The sequence below is a fragment of the Streptomyces sp. RerS4 genome (genome assembly GCF_023515955.1).
GTDB lineage: Bacteria > Actinomycetota > Actinomycetes > Streptomycetales > Streptomycetaceae > Streptomyces.
In genome coordinates, this window is sequence record NZ_CP097322.1 from 4,190,996 (window position 1) to 4,208,582 (window position 17,587).

General features: G+C 69.4%; 16 protein-coding genes and 1 pseudogene. 13 read left to right on the forward strand and 4 right to left on the reverse strand.

What is annotated here, in order from left to right:
• Positions 1-379: 379 nt before the first annotated feature.
• Positions 380-904 carry a GNAT family N-acetyltransferase gene (locus tag M4D82_RS19480; RefSeq protein WP_249767266.1) on the reverse strand — a complete coding sequence of 175 codons (525 nt, stop codon included), beginning with the start codon at positions 902-904 and terminating at the stop codon, positions 380-382.
• A 98-nt stretch (positions 905-1,002) separates the two neighbouring features.
• Between M4D82_RS19480 and M4D82_RS19485 the strand changes: the two genes are divergently transcribed.
• Entirely contained in the window at positions 1,003-2,286 is a 1,284-nt protein-coding gene (locus M4D82_RS19485; protein ID WP_249767267.1) for a geranylgeranyl reductase family protein, read from the forward strand.
• Between the two features lie 63 nt (positions 2,287-2,349).
• Here the strand turns inward: M4D82_RS19485 and M4D82_RS19490 are convergent, their stop codons facing one another.
• The gene (locus M4D82_RS19490) at positions 2,350-2,574 is read right to left on the reverse strand and encodes a hypothetical protein (RefSeq protein WP_249767268.1); all 225 of its coding nucleotides are present in this window, start codon (positions 2,572-2,574) and stop codon (positions 2,350-2,352) included.
• Between the two features lie 218 nt (positions 2,575-2,792).
• Between M4D82_RS19490 and M4D82_RS19495 the strand changes: the two genes are divergently transcribed.
• Positions 2,793-4,007 (forward strand): DNA cytosine methyltransferase, encoded by a 1,215-nt coding sequence (locus M4D82_RS19495; protein ID WP_249767269.1) that lies wholly within the window; start codon positions 2,793-2,795, stop codon positions 4,005-4,007.
• Here M4D82_RS19495 and M4D82_RS19500 read toward each other — a convergent pair.
• Together M4D82_RS19500 and M4D82_RS19505 are read right to left on the reverse strand one after the other, a co-directional pair.
• The gene (locus tag M4D82_RS19500; protein WP_249767270.1) at positions 3,994-4,809 is read right to left on the reverse strand and encodes a hypothetical protein; all 816 of its coding nucleotides are present in this window, start codon (positions 4,807-4,809) and stop codon (positions 3,994-3,996) included. The genes M4D82_RS19495 and M4D82_RS19500 overlap by 14 nt on opposite strands.
• 300 nt (positions 4,810-5,109) lie before the next feature.
• Complete coding sequence (locus tag M4D82_RS19505; protein WP_249767271.1) at positions 5,110-5,985, reverse strand: C40 family peptidase; 876 nt, start codon at positions 5,983-5,985, stop codon at positions 5,110-5,112.
• Positions 5,986-6,912: 927 nt separating this feature from the next.
• Between M4D82_RS19505 and M4D82_RS19510 the strand changes: the two genes are divergently transcribed.
• The 11 genes and pseudogenes from M4D82_RS19510 to nuoK all read left to right on the forward strand — a co-directional run bounded on the left by M4D82_RS19510 (position 6,913) and on the right by nuoK (position 17,576).
• Positions 6,913-7,272, forward strand: a complete 360-nt coding sequence (locus M4D82_RS19510; RefSeq protein WP_249767272.1) for an NADH-quinone oxidoreductase subunit A — start codon at positions 6,913-6,915, stop codon at positions 7,270-7,272.
• A 15-nt stretch (positions 7,273-7,287) separates the two neighbouring features.
• Positions 7,288-7,842: a NuoB/complex I 20 kDa subunit family protein gene (locus M4D82_RS19515; protein WP_215143098.1), complete on the forward strand. Its 555-nt coding sequence runs from the start codon at positions 7,288-7,290 to the stop codon at positions 7,840-7,842.
• Positions 7,839-8,588 (forward strand): NADH-quinone oxidoreductase subunit C, encoded by a 750-nt coding sequence (locus M4D82_RS19520; RefSeq protein WP_249767273.1) that lies wholly within the window; start codon positions 7,839-7,841, stop codon positions 8,586-8,588. Before M4D82_RS19515 ends, M4D82_RS19520 begins: the two co-directional genes overlap by 4 nt.
• Positions 8,588-9,919, forward strand: coding sequence for an NADH-quinone oxidoreductase subunit D (locus tag M4D82_RS19525; protein ID WP_249767274.1), 1,332 nt, complete (start codon positions 8,588-8,590; stop codon positions 9,917-9,919). Before M4D82_RS19520 ends, M4D82_RS19525 begins: the two co-directional genes overlap by 1 nt.
• Positions 9,916-10,653: an NADH-quinone oxidoreductase subunit NuoE gene (nuoE, locus tag M4D82_RS19530; RefSeq protein WP_249767275.1), complete on the forward strand. Its 738-nt coding sequence runs from the start codon at positions 9,916-9,918 to the stop codon at positions 10,651-10,653. Before M4D82_RS19525 ends, nuoE begins: the two co-directional genes overlap by 4 nt.
• On the forward strand, positions 10,653-11,999 hold the full coding sequence (gene nuoF, locus M4D82_RS19535; protein WP_249767276.1) for an NADH-quinone oxidoreductase subunit NuoF: 1,347 nt from the start codon (positions 10,653-10,655) through the stop codon (positions 11,997-11,999). Before nuoE ends, nuoF begins: the two co-directional genes overlap by 1 nt.
• Positions 11,996-14,501: pseudogene (locus M4D82_RS19540) on the forward strand (NADH-quinone oxidoreductase subunit G). Before nuoF ends, M4D82_RS19540 begins: the two are co-directional and overlap by 4 nt.
• A complete protein-coding gene (gene nuoH / locus M4D82_RS19545; RefSeq protein ID WP_249767277.1) occupies positions 14,498-15,856 on the forward strand; it encodes an NADH-quinone oxidoreductase subunit NuoH in 1,359 nt (452 codons plus the stop codon). The pseudogene M4D82_RS19540 and the gene nuoH overlap by 4 nt, the downstream one beginning before the upstream one ends.
• A 60-nt stretch (positions 15,857-15,916) precedes the next feature.
• Positions 15,917-16,468, forward strand: a complete 552-nt coding sequence (gene nuoI / locus M4D82_RS19550; protein ID WP_249771966.1) for an NADH-quinone oxidoreductase subunit NuoI — start codon at positions 15,917-15,919, stop codon at positions 16,466-16,468.
• Positions 16,465-17,280 (forward strand): NADH-quinone oxidoreductase subunit J, encoded by an 816-nt coding sequence (locus M4D82_RS19555; RefSeq protein WP_249767278.1) that lies wholly within the window; start codon positions 16,465-16,467, stop codon positions 17,278-17,280. Before nuoI ends, M4D82_RS19555 begins: the two co-directional genes overlap by 4 nt.
• The gene (gene nuoK / locus M4D82_RS19560) at positions 17,277-17,576 is read left to right on the forward strand and encodes an NADH-quinone oxidoreductase subunit NuoK (protein ID WP_045946785.1); all 300 of its coding nucleotides are present in this window, start codon (positions 17,277-17,279) and stop codon (positions 17,574-17,576) included. The genes M4D82_RS19555 and nuoK overlap by 4 nt, the downstream gene beginning before the upstream one ends.
• Positions 17,577-17,587 lie beyond the last annotated feature (11 nt).

Sequence of the window (17,587 nt, forward strand, 5' to 3'; positions counted from 1 at the left end):
CGCCGGGCTGTGCCCTTTCGACGCGCCGCTCGCGCGGCTCGACCCTGGCGGGCCTCCCCGGCTTCGCGCCGCTGCGCCGGACTCCGTCCGTCGACCGGGCGGGGTCCGGGGCCGTGGCTGGGGTCCGTCGTCGGGTTTGCCGCTGCGCGGGGCCGTCCCCTACCCGCCCTTCCCCCGTTCCCTGGGGCTCCGCCCCAGACCCCGCGCCTCAAACGCCGGCGGGGCTGATCTTCCAGCCTCGCCGGCGTTTGAGGCGCGGGGGTTCGGGGGCGGAGCCCCCGGAGGGGGTCCGGGGCGGAGCCCCGGGATACGGAGAAAGGGCGGGGCGGGGAGAGAAGCCCGCGCAGCGGGACCAGCCGCGCCCCGGCAGGGGATCGGCTCAGGCGAGCGTCAGCTCGTACCGGCGGGCCGGGCCGCGAGAACCCGGACGGGGGACCATGCCGGCCAGGGTCATGCCCAACCGCTCCGCCACCGCCGCCGATCGCTCATTCGCATCGTCGACCATCGCCACCACCCGCCCCACCCCAGCCCTCCGCAACCGCTCAAGCGTCGCCAGCGCCGCCGCGTACGCGTACCCCCGCCCCCACGCGGAGCGCCCCAGCCGCCAGCCGATCTCGATCTCCCCGACCGGCCCCCACTCCTTCTCCGCCGGCCACGGCTGCGCCCCGGTGAAGCCGATGACCTCGCCGTCCGCGTCCAGCAGCGTCCACAGGCAGTAGCCGTCCCGCGCGTCGTGCATCCGCTGGCGGGCCGTGAGTTCCACGTACGCGGAGAGTTCGGCGGGCCCGCCGAGGAACTCCATGACGTCCGGGTCGTCGAAGACCCCGTGCCAGGCGTGCGCGTCCTCGTGCGTGGGCACGCGCAAGGTCACGTCGGGAAGCGGCCGGGTCGGCGAGGTGGTCATAGAGGGCAGCCCTTCGGATCGCGATCTCTCTCGCTGCTTAGACTGCACTTTGTCCGGTGCCCTTGGCACCCCCTATCGAGCCTTCGGGAGACCCCGCTGTGACCGAGCCCCTCACCGAGCACTCCGCGGATGTGATCGTCGTCGGGGCCGGACCCGCCGGCTCCACCACCGCCTACTACCTGGCCAAGGCCGGACTCGACGTCCTGCTGCTGGAGAAGACGGCGTTCCCGCGCGAGAAGGTCTGCGGTGACGGTCTGACGCCGCGCGCCACCAAGCAGTTGGTCGCGATGGGCATCGACATCTCCGAAGAGGCGGGCTGGCTGCGCAACAAGGGCCTGCGCATCATCGGCGGCGGCCAGCGCCTCCAGCTGGACTGGCCGGAACTCGCCTCTTTCCCCGACTACGGACTCGTCCGCAAGCGCGACGACTTCGACGAGACCCTGGCACGTCAGGCGCAGAAGGCGGGCGCGCGGCTGTACGAGCGCTGCAACGTCGGCGAGCCCGTACGGGACCCCCGTACCGGCCACATCACGGGAGTTCAGGCCAAGCTGGGCGAGGACAAGACCCCGGTCACCTTCCACGCCCCGCTCGTCGTCGCGGCCGACGGCAACTCCTCGCGGCTCTCCCTCGCGATGGGCCTGCACCGCCGCGAGGACCGTCCGATGGGCGTGGCCGTCCGTACGTACTTCACCTCGCCCCGGCACGACGACGACTACCTGGAGTCGTGGCTGGAGCTGTGGGACCGGCGCGGCCCCCAGGACCGGCTGCTGCCCGGCTACGGCTGGATCTTCGGCATGGGCGACGGAACCTCCAACGTGGGTCTGGGCATCCTCAACTCCTCCTCCGCGTTCAAGGAGCTGGACTGGCGCGAGGTCCTCAAGGCCTGGTGCGCGTCCATGCCGGAGGACTGGGGCTACACCCCGGAGAACATGACGCAGCCGATCCGCGGCGCGGCCCTGCCGATGGCCTTCAACCGGCAGCCGCACTACACCAAGGGCCTGCTGCTGGTCGGCGACGCGGGCGGGCTCGTCAACCCGTTCAACGGCGAGGGCATCGCGTACGCGATGGAGTCGGGGCAGATCGCCGCGGATGTCATCGTGCAGGCGCACTCCCGTGCCACCCCCGCGCTCCGCGAACTGACCCTGCACAGCTACCCGAAGGTCCTCAAGGAGACCTACGGCGGCTACTACACGCTGGGCCGCGCCTTCGTGAAGCTGATCGGCAACCCGAAGGTGATGAAGGTCGCCACGCAGCGCGGCCTGACGCACCCGGTGCTGATGCGGTTCACCCTGAAGATGCTGGCGAACCTGACCGACCCGACGGGCGGCGACTCCATGGACCGCATCATCAACGGCCTCTCGAAGGTCGCCCCGAGGGCCTGATGCTTCAAGGCCGGGTCGCGCGGCACGAGGCCAAGCGGCCCGGCCCAGGGCCGCGTTGAACCCTCAAACGTCGACGATCTTCACCTTCGGCGAACCGGGAAGTTCCTCGGCGGCCTTGCACAGGGCCGGAATGTGCGACTTGTCGGAGGTCACCAGCAGGACGGGGGGTGTGCAGAGGGCGGCCGTGGCCACCACCAGCGCATCCGCCGGGCATTCGTGTCCGTCGAGGCCCGAGGCGTCGAGCAGCTTCGCCGCAGCGTCCGTCACGGCGTCGCCGACCGGCTTCACGTCGACGGCGTACACAGGTGAGCCGCAGCCATCCGCCGGCAGGGGTGTCGTCGCGGCGGGTGGGCGTCCGACCGTGACGCCGGGGGACTGCTCGGCTTGTGGATCGCGGGTCCGCGGAACACCTCGCGGGGCACGCTCTCAGCCGCCCGACGCGCCGGTGCCGTAGTCTCGTGGAGGTTCAAGGGAGCTGTCGGGGAGCAAGGGCGAGGAGAGTGTTGGTGAGCCTGCAGGCAAGCCGCGTCGTGGATCTTTTTTCCGGCGGCGGAGGCATGAGCTGCGGCTACTACGCACACCCTGCGTTCAGTCTCGTCGGCGCCGCAGACGTTGAGGTCGGGAAGCCCAGCACCGGCCATGGCGCGATCGGGTGCAATGCCACCTACGCGGCCAACCTCAAGATCGATCCGCTGGCCGTCGACCTGTCGCTGATGTCGGCCGACGAGTTGGCGGAAAAGCTGCCGGCGAACGTGGACGACCTTGAAGTTCTCCTGGCCTGCCCTCCCTGTACTGGTTTTTCTCGGGCCATCTCGAAGAACTGGGCGGAAGACGACCCTCGGAACTCTCTTGTTGCCCGGGTCGCTGATCACGTGGCACGCATGAGGCCCCGGGTCTTCATGATGGAGAACGTCCCTCAGCTGCTCAACGGAAACTTCCGCCACCACTTCACGGCCCTTCGGGACAGCCTTCAGGGCATGGGCTACAAAGTTCATGCTTCTTCCCATGCCTTGTCGCGCTTCGGGTTGCCGCAGCAGAGAGAGCGCGCTCTCGTCATTGCGGTTGCTTCTGACCTACCGCTCTACACGCTTGAAGATCTCTGGCGTGGGTACGAAGTGAATCCTGAAGCCGCTACGGTGCGACGGGCCATCGCAGACCTCCCCAAGGTTGCCGCAGGCGCGACTCACCCGGACGACCCCAATCACACGAGCACCCTGCTCAAGGGCGAGTCGCTCGAAAGGATCGCGGCGATGCCTCACGACGGAGGTAGCTGGCCCGATCTGTTGGGGCACCCGGACACAGAGAAGTACCTGATCCCTTCCATGTGGAAGGCTGTTGAGCGGGGCCGCCTGAATTCCTATTGCGACGTCTACGGTCGCATGGCTTGGGACAAGCCCGCTCCCACCATCAAGCGCGAATGCTCGCACGTTGGGAACGGGCGGTACTCCCACCCCGAGCAGGACCGGCAGTGCACGGTACGTGAGCTCGGCGTCTTGCAGGGATTCCCCTCTGACTACCGGTTCGTCGGAAGCAGCCGTAAGAACCTGTACCGCCAGATTGGCGATGCGGTTCCCCCTCTGGTCTCTTATCAGCTTGCATGGGTTGCTCACTGGATTCTCACAGGTGAGAAGCCGGAGCTGGAGCAGGTGGTTCTAAGGAATACTTCGCTGCGCGTGGATGACTTCGTTGCCACGGAAGCAGCTCAGCTCACGCTGGTGTGAAGAGCGTCAACTCGTCGGCACTCGGCCTCGATACAACCCACGAGCCGTGACGAATGCAATACTTCGTCCGGAACCAGAGGCGCACCTTTTCCACACTTGAGTCCAAGAGCATTCTGAATGCCTTGTCTCCGTTGTTCGGGTGTAGGAAATCGGCGCCGAAGCTGATCCCGGGCTTCCCTCCCCGATCCTTCTTGGTGAACATCTCGGGAGTGGCGGAGGTGAAGCAATCGAGCAGGATTTTTTTCGGCACCTCCTCCAAGGTGTAAACGAAGCTGTCGGCTCGCGTCTCCGCGCGCAGCATCAAAATTCGGTCGTACCCGTCCAGGTGTCGAGGAAGGCGTTCCCGAATCTCGGCGGCGCATAGCTCCGCTGTAGTCGCATCCCTGACCCAGCGGGCCTCGGAGAATTTCTCGATTTTCACTTGGGTAGGGCTGAGCCCTTTGGCGGCTTCCGTCTTCAGGGACCATCGCTCGCCATTGCCGAAAACGTCGTAGGCAGACTCGCCGGGTGTCGGGTTGAGGTCGGCCTCGTCGTGCCCTTGAGCGATGAGGCAGCGCTTCATCGCGTACTCGAAGGGCTTCTTGTTGAGCGGCGCCTCATGGTTCGAGTGGTGAAGGCTCAGGAGGTTCGACATTTCCTCGGCGAACGATTCGTCCACGATGCCGGCACCATTTCCCCGGAGGAACCGGACAGGAACACGAAGGCTCTTGACCATTGATGCCACGGTCTCAAGCTGGCGCATCGAGAGGGCGTCAAGGCCGCTGTGGATCTCGTTGGTAACCCGCTCACGGTCGCTACTCATGCGCCGAGACTACGATCAGCCGCACCACCTCGTCGATGATCAGGTGATCGACGTCGAGTCGGTCCCAACCCTCACGTGAACCACCTCCAGGGTCGAAACGGCCGGGCGGCGTCGCCGCTGTCTTCGCAGGGCGTCGGCCGGCCGCGCACGGGCCTCGCTGCGGGCCGCGAGAGCGCTCCGAGGCCCCCGGGGCGGAGGCGCGTCCCGGAGCGCGCTCACGGCGCGTCAGGGCATGCCGAAGGGCCGGTACTCCACCCCCGAGCGGGGGAGTACCGGCCCTGCGACGTCAGACCGGGTGGATCAGAGGACGCGGACGGCGCCGGTCGGCATGTCGTAGCTCATCTGACGCTCGACGATGCCGGTGCGCGGGTTCTGCGCGCCGATGAACTTGCCGCCGCCGGAGTAGATGGCGACGTGGTACGCGCTGCCCTTGGCGCCCCAGTACAGGATGTCGCCCGGCTGGAGGTTGCTCAGGGAGACCGAGCGGCCCGCGAGGGACTGGTCCTGCGAGGTGCGGTCGAGGCTGATGCCCAACTGGCGGTAGGCGGCCTGGACCAGGCCCGAGCAGTCGTACGCCGAGGGGCCGGTGGCGCCCAGGACGTACGCCTTGCCGATCTGGTTGCGCGCGAAGTTGATGGCGGCGGAGGCGGAACCGGTGGCCGGGGCCGTCACGGTGCCGCTGCCCAGGCTGCTGCCGGAGCCCTTGGCGGTGGAGCCCGAGCCGCCGTTGGACGCCGAGGCGTTCGTCAGGGTCTCGCGCTCGGCGGAACGGCCCGCGCGCTCGGCCGCGGCCTTGCGGTCGGCCTCCTGCTTGGCCTTCGCCTCGGCCGCCTTGGTGGCGTCTTCCTTGGCCTTCTTCGCCTCGGCGGCGGCACCCGTACGGGCGCTCTCCTCCAGGGCGTTCAGCTCGCCTTCCACGGCGGCTTCCACGGCGGCCAGGCGGGTGTTCTCGGCGGCCGTGGTGACGGCCGTGGAGACCTCGGTGCCGAGGTCCAGGTCGAGGACCGGCATCTCCAGCGTCGTCTCGGCCACGGGCTCGGCGGAGGGGGACGCGCTCGCGGTGCCGGCCATGGCCAGGGTGCTGAGGACGCCACCGGCAACTCCGGCGCGAACCGCGAGCTTCGAGGCGCTACGGCGGGGCTTCCGGTGGCTGGGTATGTGAGCGGTGTGGGACATGGGACAACCGCTATCAGGGGCGCCGGGTCCGCTTCAAGAAACGTGGTCTGCGCCACAGTTGCGCTTCGAGCGCGCTAACCGGGCGCGCCGCGCGTCTTATTGACGCCGTAACGGACGAAACGGACACGCCTTCACAAGGCTGTGATCATGGGTTTTCAGCAATACGTCCGGATTGATCCACCGCCTACCATCGACGCGCACAGATGGCCAAGCCCCCTTTTCGCGGGCGGCCCGGGGTGTGTCGCAGGTCACAGTGACCCGGCGCCATGAGGCCCCGTGAGGCCGTCGCACTCCCGCCGGCGCCGTCGCCTCGTCGTCGCCGCGCCGTGGTCGCCCCGTCGTCGTGTCGTCGCCGTGAGCCGGCCGTGGCCGCGTCGTGATCCAAACCGGGAGCGTGCCCATGATCAGAACCGCGGCGCGTCCGTGATCCGACCCCGCGAGCGTGCCCGCGATTCGTGAACGAATGCACAGCATCGGCCCCCGCCCGGCGTGGCGGGCGATATTCGGCCACCGCGTCCACTCTCGTACGTCGCACCTCCCCCGCCCGGGGGACGCGACCCCTTTATCACTCCGGCAGGCGTGCCGCCAATTTGCCTGCACTATCCATCGTTTGATAGTGCGAGACGCCTTTCACCTGCGCGAACAAGCCCGGATGTCACCTTTGGTGATCATGTGGATGCCTTGCGTACGAAGATCACCACTCATCTGCGTTCATGATCGTTCGCCGGGTGGTGGAGATCACAAACTCGGTGTTGTCACCCGTGTCGCAGATCACAGATCCACGGGCATAAGATGCGCACCAGCCCGGCTTGTGAACTGCCTCACATGCACACGTCCCCCCGATCCGGGGGCGGTCCTCGCGAGGCGGAGCACTCGGCGCCGGCGCAGCGGTCCAACGGTCAAGGACGACTGGAAGGAGCGAGGAGCGTGAATGCGTACGCGCCCATCCTCGTGCTCGGCGCCATCGGCGCAGGGTTTGCGATCTTCTCCGTGGTCATGGCCACGCTGATCGGCCCAAAACGGTACAACCGGGCAAAGCTTGAGGCCTACGAATGCGGCATCGAGCCCACCCCGATGCCCGCCGGCGGCGGTCGCTTCCCCATCAAGTACTACCTGACGGCGATGCTCTTCATCGTCTTCGACATCGAGATCGTCTTCCTCTACCCCTGGGCCGTCACCTTCGACGCCCTGGGGATCTTCGGGCTCGTGGAGATGTTGCTCTTCGTGCTCACCGTCTTCGTCGCCTACGCCTACGTGTGGCGCCGCGGCGGCCTGGAATGGGACTGAGGGGCTGAATTTTCCATGGGACTGGAAGAGAAGCTGCCGAGCGGCTTTCTGCTGACCACCGTCGAACAGGCCGCGGGCTGGGTGCGCAAGTCATCCGTCTTCCCCGCCACCTTCGGCCTGGCGTGCTGCGCCATCGAGATGATGACCACCGGAGCCGGCCGCTACGACCTGGCCCGCTTCGGCATGGAGGTCTTCCGCGGCTCGCCGCGCCAGGCCGACCTGATGATCGTGGCCGGCCGGGTCAGCCAGAAGATGGCGCCGGTGCTCCGCCAGGTGTACGACCAGATGCCCGCTCCCAAGTGGGTCATCTCCATGGGCGTGTGCGCCTCTTCGGGCGGGATGTTCAACAACTACGCGATCGTCCAGGGCGTCGACCACATCGTCCCGGTGGACATCTACCTCCCCGGCTGCCCGCCCCGCCCCGAGATGCTGATCGACGCGATCCTCAAGCTCCACCAGAAGATCCAGGGCTCCAAGCTCGGCGTGAACCGCGAAGAGGCGGCCCGCGAGGCGGAGGAGGCGGCCCTCAAGGCCCTGCCCACCATCGAGATGAAGGGGCTCCTGCGGTGAGCGAGGACCCGGCCGTCGAGAACGGCAACGTCGAGAACGGCAATGCCGAGACCGGCAATAACGTCCCTGCGCCCAGGGCCGCCGGCCCCGAGGTGATCGGCGTCCGCAAGGGCATGTTCGGCGCGAGCAACGGCGGCGACACCAGCGGCTACAGCGGCCTCGTACGAACCGTCGCCCTGCCCGGCGAGAGCGCCCGCCCCTACGGCTCGTACTTCGACGAGGTCGTCGACGAGCTGGAGGGCGCCCTGGAGGAGCAGGACCTGCTGCCCGCCAACGCCATCGAGAAGGTCGTCGTCGACCGGGGGGAACTCACCCTCCACATCGCGCGCGAGCACCTCGTACGGGTCGCCTCCACCCTGCGCGACGACCCGGCGCTGCGCTTCGAGCTGTGCACCGGCGTCAGCGGCGTCCACTTCCCCGGTGACAAGGCCCGCGAGCTGCACGCCGTCTACCACCTGCGCTCGCTCACCCACGGCCGGATCATCCGCCTGGAGGTGTCCGTCCCGGACGCCGACCCGCACCTGCCGTCGCTCGTCACGGTCTACCCGACCAACGACTGGCACGAGCGCGAGGCCTACGACTTCTTCGGTCTCGTCTTCGACGGCCACCCGGCCCTCACCCGGATCATGATGCCGGACGACTGGCAGGGCTTCCCCCAGCGCAAGGACTACCCGCTCGGCGGCATCCCCGTCGAGTACAAGGGCGCCCAGATCCCGGCTCCCGACCAGCGGAGGTCGTACAGCTGATGTCCACCCCGAACGCGTCACACGCGGCCTCCCGCGAGACCACCGAGGGCACCGTCTACACCGTCACCGGCGGCGACTGGGACGAGGTCGTGCAGTCGGCGGCCAAGGCGGACGACGAGCGGATCGTCGTCAACATGGGGCCCCAGCACCCCTCCACCCACGGAGTGCTCCGCCTGATCCTGGAGATCGACGGGGAGACGGTCACCGAAGCCCGCTGCGGCATCGGCTACCTGCACACCGGCATCGAGAAGAACCTCGAATTCCGCAACTGGACGCAGGGCACCACCTTCGTCACGCGCATGGACTACCTGACGCCCTTCTTCAACGAGACGGCCTACTGCCTCGGCGTCGAGAAGCTCCTCGGGATCACCGACCAGATCCCCGACCGGGCCACCGTCCTGCGCGTCCTGCTGATGGAACTCAACCGGCTCTCCTCCCACCTGGTGTGCATCGCCACCGGCGGCATGGAGCTGGGCGCGACCACGATCATGATCTACGGCTTCCGCGACCGCGAGCTGATCCTCGACGTCTTCGAGCTGATCACCGGCCTGCGCATGAACCACGCGTTCATCCGCCCCGGCGGCCTCGCCCAGGACCTGCCGCCGGGCGCCGTCGACCAGCTGCGCGAGTTCGTCAAGACCATGAAGAGGAACCTGCCGGAGTACGACAAGCTCGCCACCGGCAACCCCATCTTCAAGGCCCGCATGCAGGACGTCGGCCACCTCGACCTCACCGGCTGCATGGCCCTCGGCGCCACCGGCCCGATCCTGCGCTCCGCCGGACTGCCGCACGACCTGCGCAAGACGGACCCGTACTGCGGCTACGAGGACTACGAGTTCGACGTCCCCACCACCGAGACCTGCGACTCCTACGGGCGGTTCCTGATCCGCCTGGAGGAGATGCGCCAGTCCCTGCGGATCGTCGAACAGTGCCTGGACCGGCTGCAGCCGGGACCGGTCATGGTCGCCGACAAGAAGATCGCCTGGCCCGCGCAGCTCGCCATGGGCCCCGACGGCCTCGGCAACTCGCTCGACCACATCAAGAACATCATGGGCACCTCCATGGAGGCCCTCATCCACCACTTCAAGCTGGTGACCGAGGGCTTCCGGGTGCCGGCCGGACAGGCGTACGCGGCCGTCGAGTCCCCCAAGGGCGAGCTCGGCGTCCACGTCGTCTCCGACGGGGGCACCCGCCCCTACCGGGTCCACTTCCGCGACCCGTCCTTCACCAACCTGCAGGCCATGGCCGCGATGTGCGAGGGCGGCCAGGTCGCCGACGTCATCGTCGCCGTCGCCTCCATCGACCCCGTGATGGGAGGCGTCGACCGATGACAGACGTCCAATTGGGGATGCCGCAGCTACCCGCCCCCGACTACCCGGCCGACGTACGGGCCCGGCTCGAAGCGGACGCGCGGGAAGTCATCGCCCGCTACCCCGACAGCCGCTCCGCGCTGCTGCCGCTGCTGCACCTGACGCAGTCCGAGGAGGGCTTCGTCTCCCGCACCGGCATCCGCTTCTGCGCCGAGGTGCTCGGGCTGACGACCGCCGAGGTCACCGCCGTCGCCACCTTCTACACGATGTACCGGCGCAAGCCCTCCGGGGACTACCAGGTCGGCGTCTGTACGAACACCCTGTGCGCGGTCATGGGCGGCGACGCCATCTTCGACGAGCTCAAGCGGCACCTCGGGGTCGGCAACAACGAGACCACCCCCGACGGCAAGGTCACGCTGGAGCACATCGAGTGCAACGCGGCCTGCGACTACGCCCCGGTGGTGATGGTCAACTGGGAGTTCTTCGACAACCAGACCCCCGAGTCCGCCAAGGCCATGGTCGACGACCTGCTCGCCGGCCGGCCCGTCGAACCCACCCGCGGCGCCCCGCTGTGCACCTACAAGGAGACCGCCCGGATCCTCGCGGGCTTCCCCGACGAGCGCGAGGGCGCCGTCGCCGCCACCGGCGGAGCCGGACCGGCCTCCCTGATCGGCCTGCGCCTCGCCCGCGGCGAGGCCCCGCACGCCCCGATCGTGCACCCGCGCGGTGAAGCCCGTACAGAGGGAGGGGAGTGATGTCGGTGTCGACGGAGCTGGACAAGAACGGCAGCCCCGAGAAGCTGCTCGCGCCCGTGCTCTCCGCCTTCTGGGACGAGCCCGAGTCGTGGACGCTGGAGACCTACCGGCGCCACGACGGCTACGAGGGCCTGCGCAAGGCCCTCGCCATGACCCCCGACGAGGTCATCGCCTACGTCAAGGACTCCGGTCTGCGCGGTCGCGGCGGCGCCGGCTTCCCCACCGGCATGAAGTGGCAGTTCATCCCGCAGGGCGACGGCAAGCCGCACTACCTCGTGGTCAACGCGGACGAGTCGGAGCCGGGGACCTGCAAGGACATCCCCCTCCTCTTCGCCAACCCGCACTCCCTCATCGAGGGAATGATCATCGCCTGCTACGCGATCCGCTCCGAGCACGCCTTCATCTACCTGCGCGGCGAGACCGTCCCGGTCCTGCGGCGTCTGCACGAGGCGGTCCGCGAGGCGTACGCCGCCGGCTACCTCGGCCGTGACATCGACGGCAGCGGACGCAACCTCGACATCACCGTGCACGCGGGCGCGGGCGCGTACATCTGCGGCGAGGAGACGGCCCTGCTCGACTCCCTCGAAGGCCGACGCGGTCAGCCCCGGCTGCGGCCCCCCTTCCCCGCCGTCGAGGGGCTCTACGCGTGCCCCACCGTCGTCAACAACGTCGAGTCCATCGCCTCGGTTCCCGCGATCCTCCAGCGGGGCAAGGAGTGGTTCAAGGCGATGGGCACGGAGAAGTCCCCCGGCTTCACCCTCTATTCGCTGTCCGGGCACGTCGCCGGCCCCGGCCAGTACGAGGCCCCCCTCGGCATCACCCTGCGCCAGCTCCTCGACATGAGCGGCGGCATGCGCCCCGGCCACCGGCTGAAGTTCTGGACCCCCGGCGGCTCCTCCACGCCGATGTTCACCGACGAGCACCTCGACGTGCCCCTGGACTACGAGGGCGTCGGCGCCGCCGGCTCCATGCTCGGCACCAAGGCCCTCCAGTGCTTCGACGAGACCACCTGCGTGGTGCGCGCCGTCACCCGCTGGACCGAGTTCTACGCCCACGAGTCCTGCGGCAAGTGCACGCCCTGCCGCGAGGGCACGTACTGGCTGGTCCAGTTGCTCCGCGACATCGAGGCGGGCAAGGGCGTCATGTCCGACCTCGACAAGCTGAACGACATCGCCGACAACATCAACGGCAAGTCCTTCTGTGCGCTCGGTGACGGCGCCGCCAGCCCGATCTTCTCCTCGCTGAAGTACTTCCGCGCGGAGTACGAGCAGCACATCACGGGCAAGGGCTGCCCCTTCGACCCCAAGAAGTCGACCCTCTGGGCTGACACGGAGGTGAACGCATGACCGTCACCACACAGACCCCGGCCGGTGGCGGAGAGGCCGCGCCGCCTCCCCAGGATCTGGTGTCGCTGTCGATCGACGGGATGGAACTCTCCGTCCCCAAGGGGACCCTCGTCATCCGGGCCGCCGAACAGCTCGGCATCGAGATCCCCCGCTTCTGCGACCACCCCCTCCTCTCCCCGGCCGGCGCCTGCCGCCAGTGCATCGTCGAGGTCGAGGGCCAGCGCAAGCCGATGGCCTCCTGCACCATCACCTGCACCGACGGCATGGTCGTCAAGACGCAGCTGACCTCCGAGGTCGCCGACAAGGCCCAGCGCGGGGTGATGGAGCTGCTGCTCATCAACCACCCGCTGGACTGCCCCGTCTGCGACAAGGGCGGCGAATGCCCCCTGCAGAACCAGGCGATGTCCCACGGCAACGCCGAGTCCCGCTTCGAGGGCCGGAAGCGCACCTACGAGAAGCCCATCGCCATCTCCCCGCAGGTGCTCCTGGACCGCGAACGGTGCGTGCTGTGCGCGCGCTGCACCCGCTTCTCCAACGAGATCGCCGGCGACCCCATGATCGAGCTGCTGGAACGCGGCGCGCTCCAGCAGGTCGGCACCGGCGAGGGCGACCCCTTCGAGTCGTACTTCTCGGGCAACACCATCCAGATCTGCCCCGTCGGCGCCCTCACCTCGGCCGCGTACCGGTTCCGCTCGCGCCCCTTCGACCTCGTCTCCTCCCCGAGCGTGTGCGAGCACTGCGCCGGCGGGTGCGCGACGCGCACCGACCACCGGCGCGGCAAGGTGCTGCGTCGCCTGGCCGCCGAGGACCCCGAGGTCAACGAGGAGTGGATCTGCGACAAGGGCCGCTTCGCGTTCCGTTACGCGCAGCGCCCCGACCGGTTGACGACGCCGCTGGTGCGCGGGGCGGACGGGATCCTGGCCCCCGCGAGCTGGCCCGAGGCGCTGGAGGCGGCGGCCGCCGGGCTCGGCGCCGCGCGCGGTCGCACCGGCGTGCTGACCGGCGGCCGGCTCACCGTCGAGGACGCGTACGCGTACGCCAAGTTCGCCCGCGTCGTGCTCGACACCAACGACATCGACTTCCGGGCCCGCGTGCACAGCGCGGAGGAGGCCGACTTCCTGGCCGCGTCCGTCGCCGGCACCGGCAAGGACCTCGACGGCACGGGCGTCACCTACGCCTCCCTGGAGGCGGCCCCCGCCGTCCTGCTCGTCGGCATCGAGGCCGAGGAGGAGGCCCCGGGGGTCTTCCTGCGGCTGCGCAAGGCCCACCGCAAGCACAAGCAGCGGACCTACGCGCTGGCCCCCTTCGCCACCCGGGGCCTCGCCAAGGCGGGCGGCACGCTGCTGCCGGCCGCTCCCGGCACCGAGCCGGAGTGGCTCGCGGCCCTCGCCTCCCGCACCGGTCTGGAGGCGGGCGGCGCCGCCGCGGCCGAGGCGCTGCGCGAACCCGGCGCCGTCATCGTGGTCGGGGAGCGCCTCGCGGGCGTGCCGGGCGCGCTGAGCGCGGCGGTACGGGCGGCCACCGTCACCGGGGCCCGCCTGGTGTGGATCCCGCGCCGGGCCGGGGCGGGCCGCCGTCGAGGCGGGCGCGCTGCCGTCGCTGCTGCCCGGCGGCCGGCCGGCCACCGACCCGCGGGCCCGCGAGGAGGTCGCCCGCGCCTGGGGGCTGGACGAACTCCCGCACCGCTACGGCCGCGACACCGGGCAGATCGTGGAGGCCGCCGCCACGGGCGAGTTGTCCGCGCTGCTGGTCGCGGGCGTCGAGGTCGGCGACCTGCCCGACCCGGAGCGGGCGCGGACCGCGCTGAAGGAGGCGTTCGTCGTCTCCCTCGAACTGCGGCCCGGCGAGGTCACCGACCACGCCGACGTGGTGTTGCCGGTGGCCGCCGTCGCCGAGAAGTCCGGCTCGTTCATCAACTGGGAAGGCCGCCTGCGCCCCTTCGAGGCCGCCCTCAAGCCCGACCAGATGACCCGCCGCCTCGCCCCGGCCGACGCCCGCGTGCTGCACATGCTGGCCGACGCCGCCGACCGGCCGATCGCCCTGCCCGACGTGCACGCCGTACGCCGCGAGCTGGAGCGGCTCGGCCCCTGGGAGGGCGCGCTCGCCCCCGAACACTCCACCGACCCGGTGGCACTGCCCCGCCCCGGCGCGGGCGAGGCCGTCCTCGCCGGACACCGGCTGCTGCTGGACCTGGGCCGGCTCCAGGAAGGCGACGACGCCCTCGCCGGCACCCGCCACGAGGCGAGCGCCCGCCTGTCGGCCGCCACCGCCGCCGAGACCGGCGTCAAGGACGGCGACGTCCTGGCCGTCACCGGCCCGGCGGGCTCCGTGGAACTCCCGCTGCGGGTCACCGACATGCCCGACCGGGTGGTGTGGGTCCCGCTGAACTCCACCGGCTCCGGGGTCCTCGCCGACACCGGCGCCCGGCCCGGCACCCTCGTACGGATCGGACCGGCGGCCCCGGCCCGCGCCGATGGCACCACCGCGGAGGTGGACGCGTGAACACCCTGCACCTGGCCGCCGAGGACCTCTCCCTGTTCGGCAGGGACGTCTGGTGGCTCGTCCTGATCAAGGCGGTGTTCTGCTTCGCCTTCCTGATGGTGACCGTGCTCTTCTCCATCGTGTGGGAGCGCAAGGTCGTCGCCTGGATGCAGCTGCGCATCGGCCCCAACCGGCACGGACCCTGGGGCATGCTCCAGTCGCTCGCCGACGGCGTCAAGCTGATGCTGAAGGAAGACGTCGTCGTCAAGCGGGCCGACAAGGTCGTCTACGTCCTGGCGCCGATCATCGCGGCCATCCCGGCGTTCATGGCCATCGCGGTGATCCCCTTCGGGCCCGCCGGCAACGAGGTCTCGATCTTCGGCCAGCGCACCACGATGCAGCTCACCGACCTGCCCATCGCGATGCTGTACGTCCTCGCCGTTGCCTCCGTCGGGATCTACGGCATCGTCCTGGCGGGCTGGTCGTCCGGCTCGACGTACCCGCTCCTCGGGGGCCTGCGCTCCTGCGCGCAGATGATCTCGTACGAGATCGCGATGGGCGCGGCCTTCGCCTCCGTCTTCCTCTACTCCGGGTCGATGTCGACGTCGGCGATCGTGGAGGCGCAGGCGGACCGCTGGTACATCATGCTGCTGCCGGTCTCCTTCATCATCTACATCGTCACGATGGTCGGCGAGACGAACCGCGCCCCCTTCGACATGCCCGAGTCCGAGGGCGACCTCGTCGGCGGCTTCAACACCGAGTACTCGTCCATCAAGTTCGCCCTGTTCATGCTGGCCGAGTACGTCAACATGGTCACCGTCTCGGCGGTGTCGGTCACCCTCTTCCTGGGCGGCTGGCGGGCCCCGGCGCCGATCTCCACGTACTGGGAGGCCGCGAACCACGGCTGGTGGCCGATGCTCTGGTTCGTGTTGAAGGTGCAGCTGCTGCTGTTCTTCTTCATCTGGCTGCGCGGCACGCTCCCGCGCGTGCGCTACGACCAGCTGATGAAGCTCGGCTGGAAGGTCCTCATCCCGGTCTCGCTGGTCTGGCTGATGCTGGTCGCCTCCGTCCGGGCACTGCGCAACGAGCGCTACGACTTCAGCGAGATCGTGCTCTACGTCGGCAGCGGGGTCATCGCGATCCTGCTGCTGTCCTTCGTCGCCGACGCGTTCCGCGACCGGCGCGAGAAGAAGGCCGCGGGTTCGGCCGACCGGGCCGCGGCGGCCGAGCCCTTCGACCCGATGGCGGGCGGGTTCCCCGTACCGCCCAAGCCCGGCCAGCACCTGGCACCCGTACCGCGCAGGCGGCCCCGCGGGGAGCGGGAGCTGATCGCCAGTGGCGGGACGAACAACGACAGTGACCGAGAGGAGGGTTGAGACGTGTCCGACGAAAAGTGGCAGAACCCGGTCGCCGGCTTCGGCGTGACCTTCAAGGCCATGTTCAAGAAGCGCCTCACCGAGCAGTACCCGGAGCAGCAGAAGACCACCGCTCCGCGCTTCCACGGCCGCCACCAGCTCAACCGCCACCCCGACGGTCTGGAGAAGTGCATCGGGTGCGAGCTGTGCGCCTGGGCCTGTCCCGCCGACGCGATCTACGTGGAGGGCGCGGACAACACCGAGGAGGAGCGCTACTCGCCCGGTGAGCGCTACGGCCGCGTCTACCAGATCAACTACGCCCGCTGCATCCTGTGCGGGCTGTGCGTCGAGGCCTGCCCCACGCGGGCGTTGACCATGACGAACGAGTTCGAGCTGGCCGACTCCAGCCGCGAGTCGCTGATCTACACCAAGGAGCAGCTCCTCGCCGGGCTGACCGAGGGCATGGTCGAGGCCCCGCATTCGATCTTCCCGGGCACGGACGAGCAGGACTACTACCGGGGGCTGGTCACCGGAGCCGCCCCGGGCACGGTCCGCCAGGTCGCCGCCTCCAAGGGTGAAGGCGAGAAGAAGGGCGAGAGCACGACCGACTCCACCGAGGAGGTGGACGCGTGAGCGCCCTCGCGGCGGAGGCCGCGACGCTGACCTCCACCGGTGAGGCCGTGCAGTTCTGGATCCTGGGCACCGTCGCCGTCATCGGCGCGCTGTGCACGATCCTGATGAAGAAGGCCGTCCACAGCGCCCTGTGCCTGGCCGGAACGATGATCATCCTGGCGGTCTTCTACCTCGCCAACGGCGCCTACTTCCTCGGCGTCGTCCAGATCATCGTCTACACCGGCGCGATCATGATGCTGTTCCTCTTCGTGGTCATGCTCGTCGGCGTCACGGCGGCCGACTCGCTGAAGGAGACCATCAAGGGCCAGCGCTGGCTGGCCGCCCTGTGCGGGCTCGGCTTCGGCATCCTGCTCATCGCCGGCATCGGCAACGCCGGGCTGAACCACTTCAACGGCCTGGGCCGGATCAACTCCGCCGGGCACATCGAGGGCCTGGCCGAAGTGATCTTCACCCGGTACGTCTTCGCCTTCGAACTCACCGGCGCCCTGCTGATCACGGCGGCCGTCGGCGCGATGGTGCTCACCCACCGCGAGCGCACCGAGCGGGCCGCCACCCAGCGCGAACTGTCCGAGAAGCGCGTACGCGAGGGCGTGCAGCTCCCGCCGCTGCCGGCGCCCGGCGTCTACGCCCGGCACAACGCCGTGGACATCGCCGGTCTGCTGCCGGACGGCACCCCGTCCGAGCTCACCGTCAACAAGACGCTGCGCGCCCGCGGCCAGATCCGCGACGTCTCCAGCGAGGCCCTGGACGACCTCAAGGCGCTGGAGCAGGCCTCCTCGGAGCGCCTCGGCCGTGAGGAGGCCTCCCAGTGAATCCGGTCAACTACCTGTACCTGGCCGCCCTGCTGTTCACCATCGGCGCGGCCGGGGTCCTCATCCGCAGGAACGCGATCGTGCTGTTCATGTGCGTCGAGCTGATGCTCAACGCCTGCAACCTCGCCTTCGTCGCGTTCTCCCGCATGCACGGCAACCTCGACGGCCAGATCATCGCCTTCTTCACGATGGTCGTCGCCGCCGCGGAGGTCGTGGTGGGCCTCGCGATCATCGTGTCGCTGTTCCGTACCCGCCACTCGGCCTCGGTCGACGACGCCAGCCTGATGAAGCTGTAAGGGGCGCTCAC

Bases quoted from the DNA above. Each gene is read 5' to 3' on its own strand.
- M4D82_RS19480 (WP_249767266.1), bottom strand. From the start codon at position 904: ATGACCACCTCGCCGACCCGGCCGCTTCCCGACGTGACCTTGCGCGTG.
- M4D82_RS19500 (WP_249767270.1), bottom strand. From the start codon at position 4,809: ATGAGTAGCGACCGTGAGCGGGTTACCAACGAGATCCACAGCGGCCTT.
- M4D82_RS19505 (WP_249767271.1), bottom strand. From the start codon at position 5,985: ATGTCCCACACCGCTCACATACCCAGCCACCGGAAGCCCCGCCGTAGC.
- M4D82_RS19515 (WP_215143098.1), top strand. From the start codon at position 7,288: ATGGGACTGGAAGAGAAGCTGCCGAGCGGCTTTCTGCTGACCACCGTC.
- M4D82_RS19525 (WP_249767274.1), top strand. From the start codon at position 8,588: ATGTCCACCCCGAACGCGTCACACGCGGCCTCCCGCGAGACCACCGAG.
- nuoE (WP_249767275.1), top strand. From the start codon at position 9,916: ATGACAGACGTCCAATTGGGGATGCCGCAGCTACCCGCCCCCGACTAC.
- nuoF (WP_249767276.1), top strand. From the start codon at position 10,653: ATGTCGGTGTCGACGGAGCTGGACAAGAACGGCAGCCCCGAGAAGCTG.
- nuoI (WP_249771966.1), top strand. From the start codon at position 15,917: ATGTTCAAGAAGCGCCTCACCGAGCAGTACCCGGAGCAGCAGAAGACC.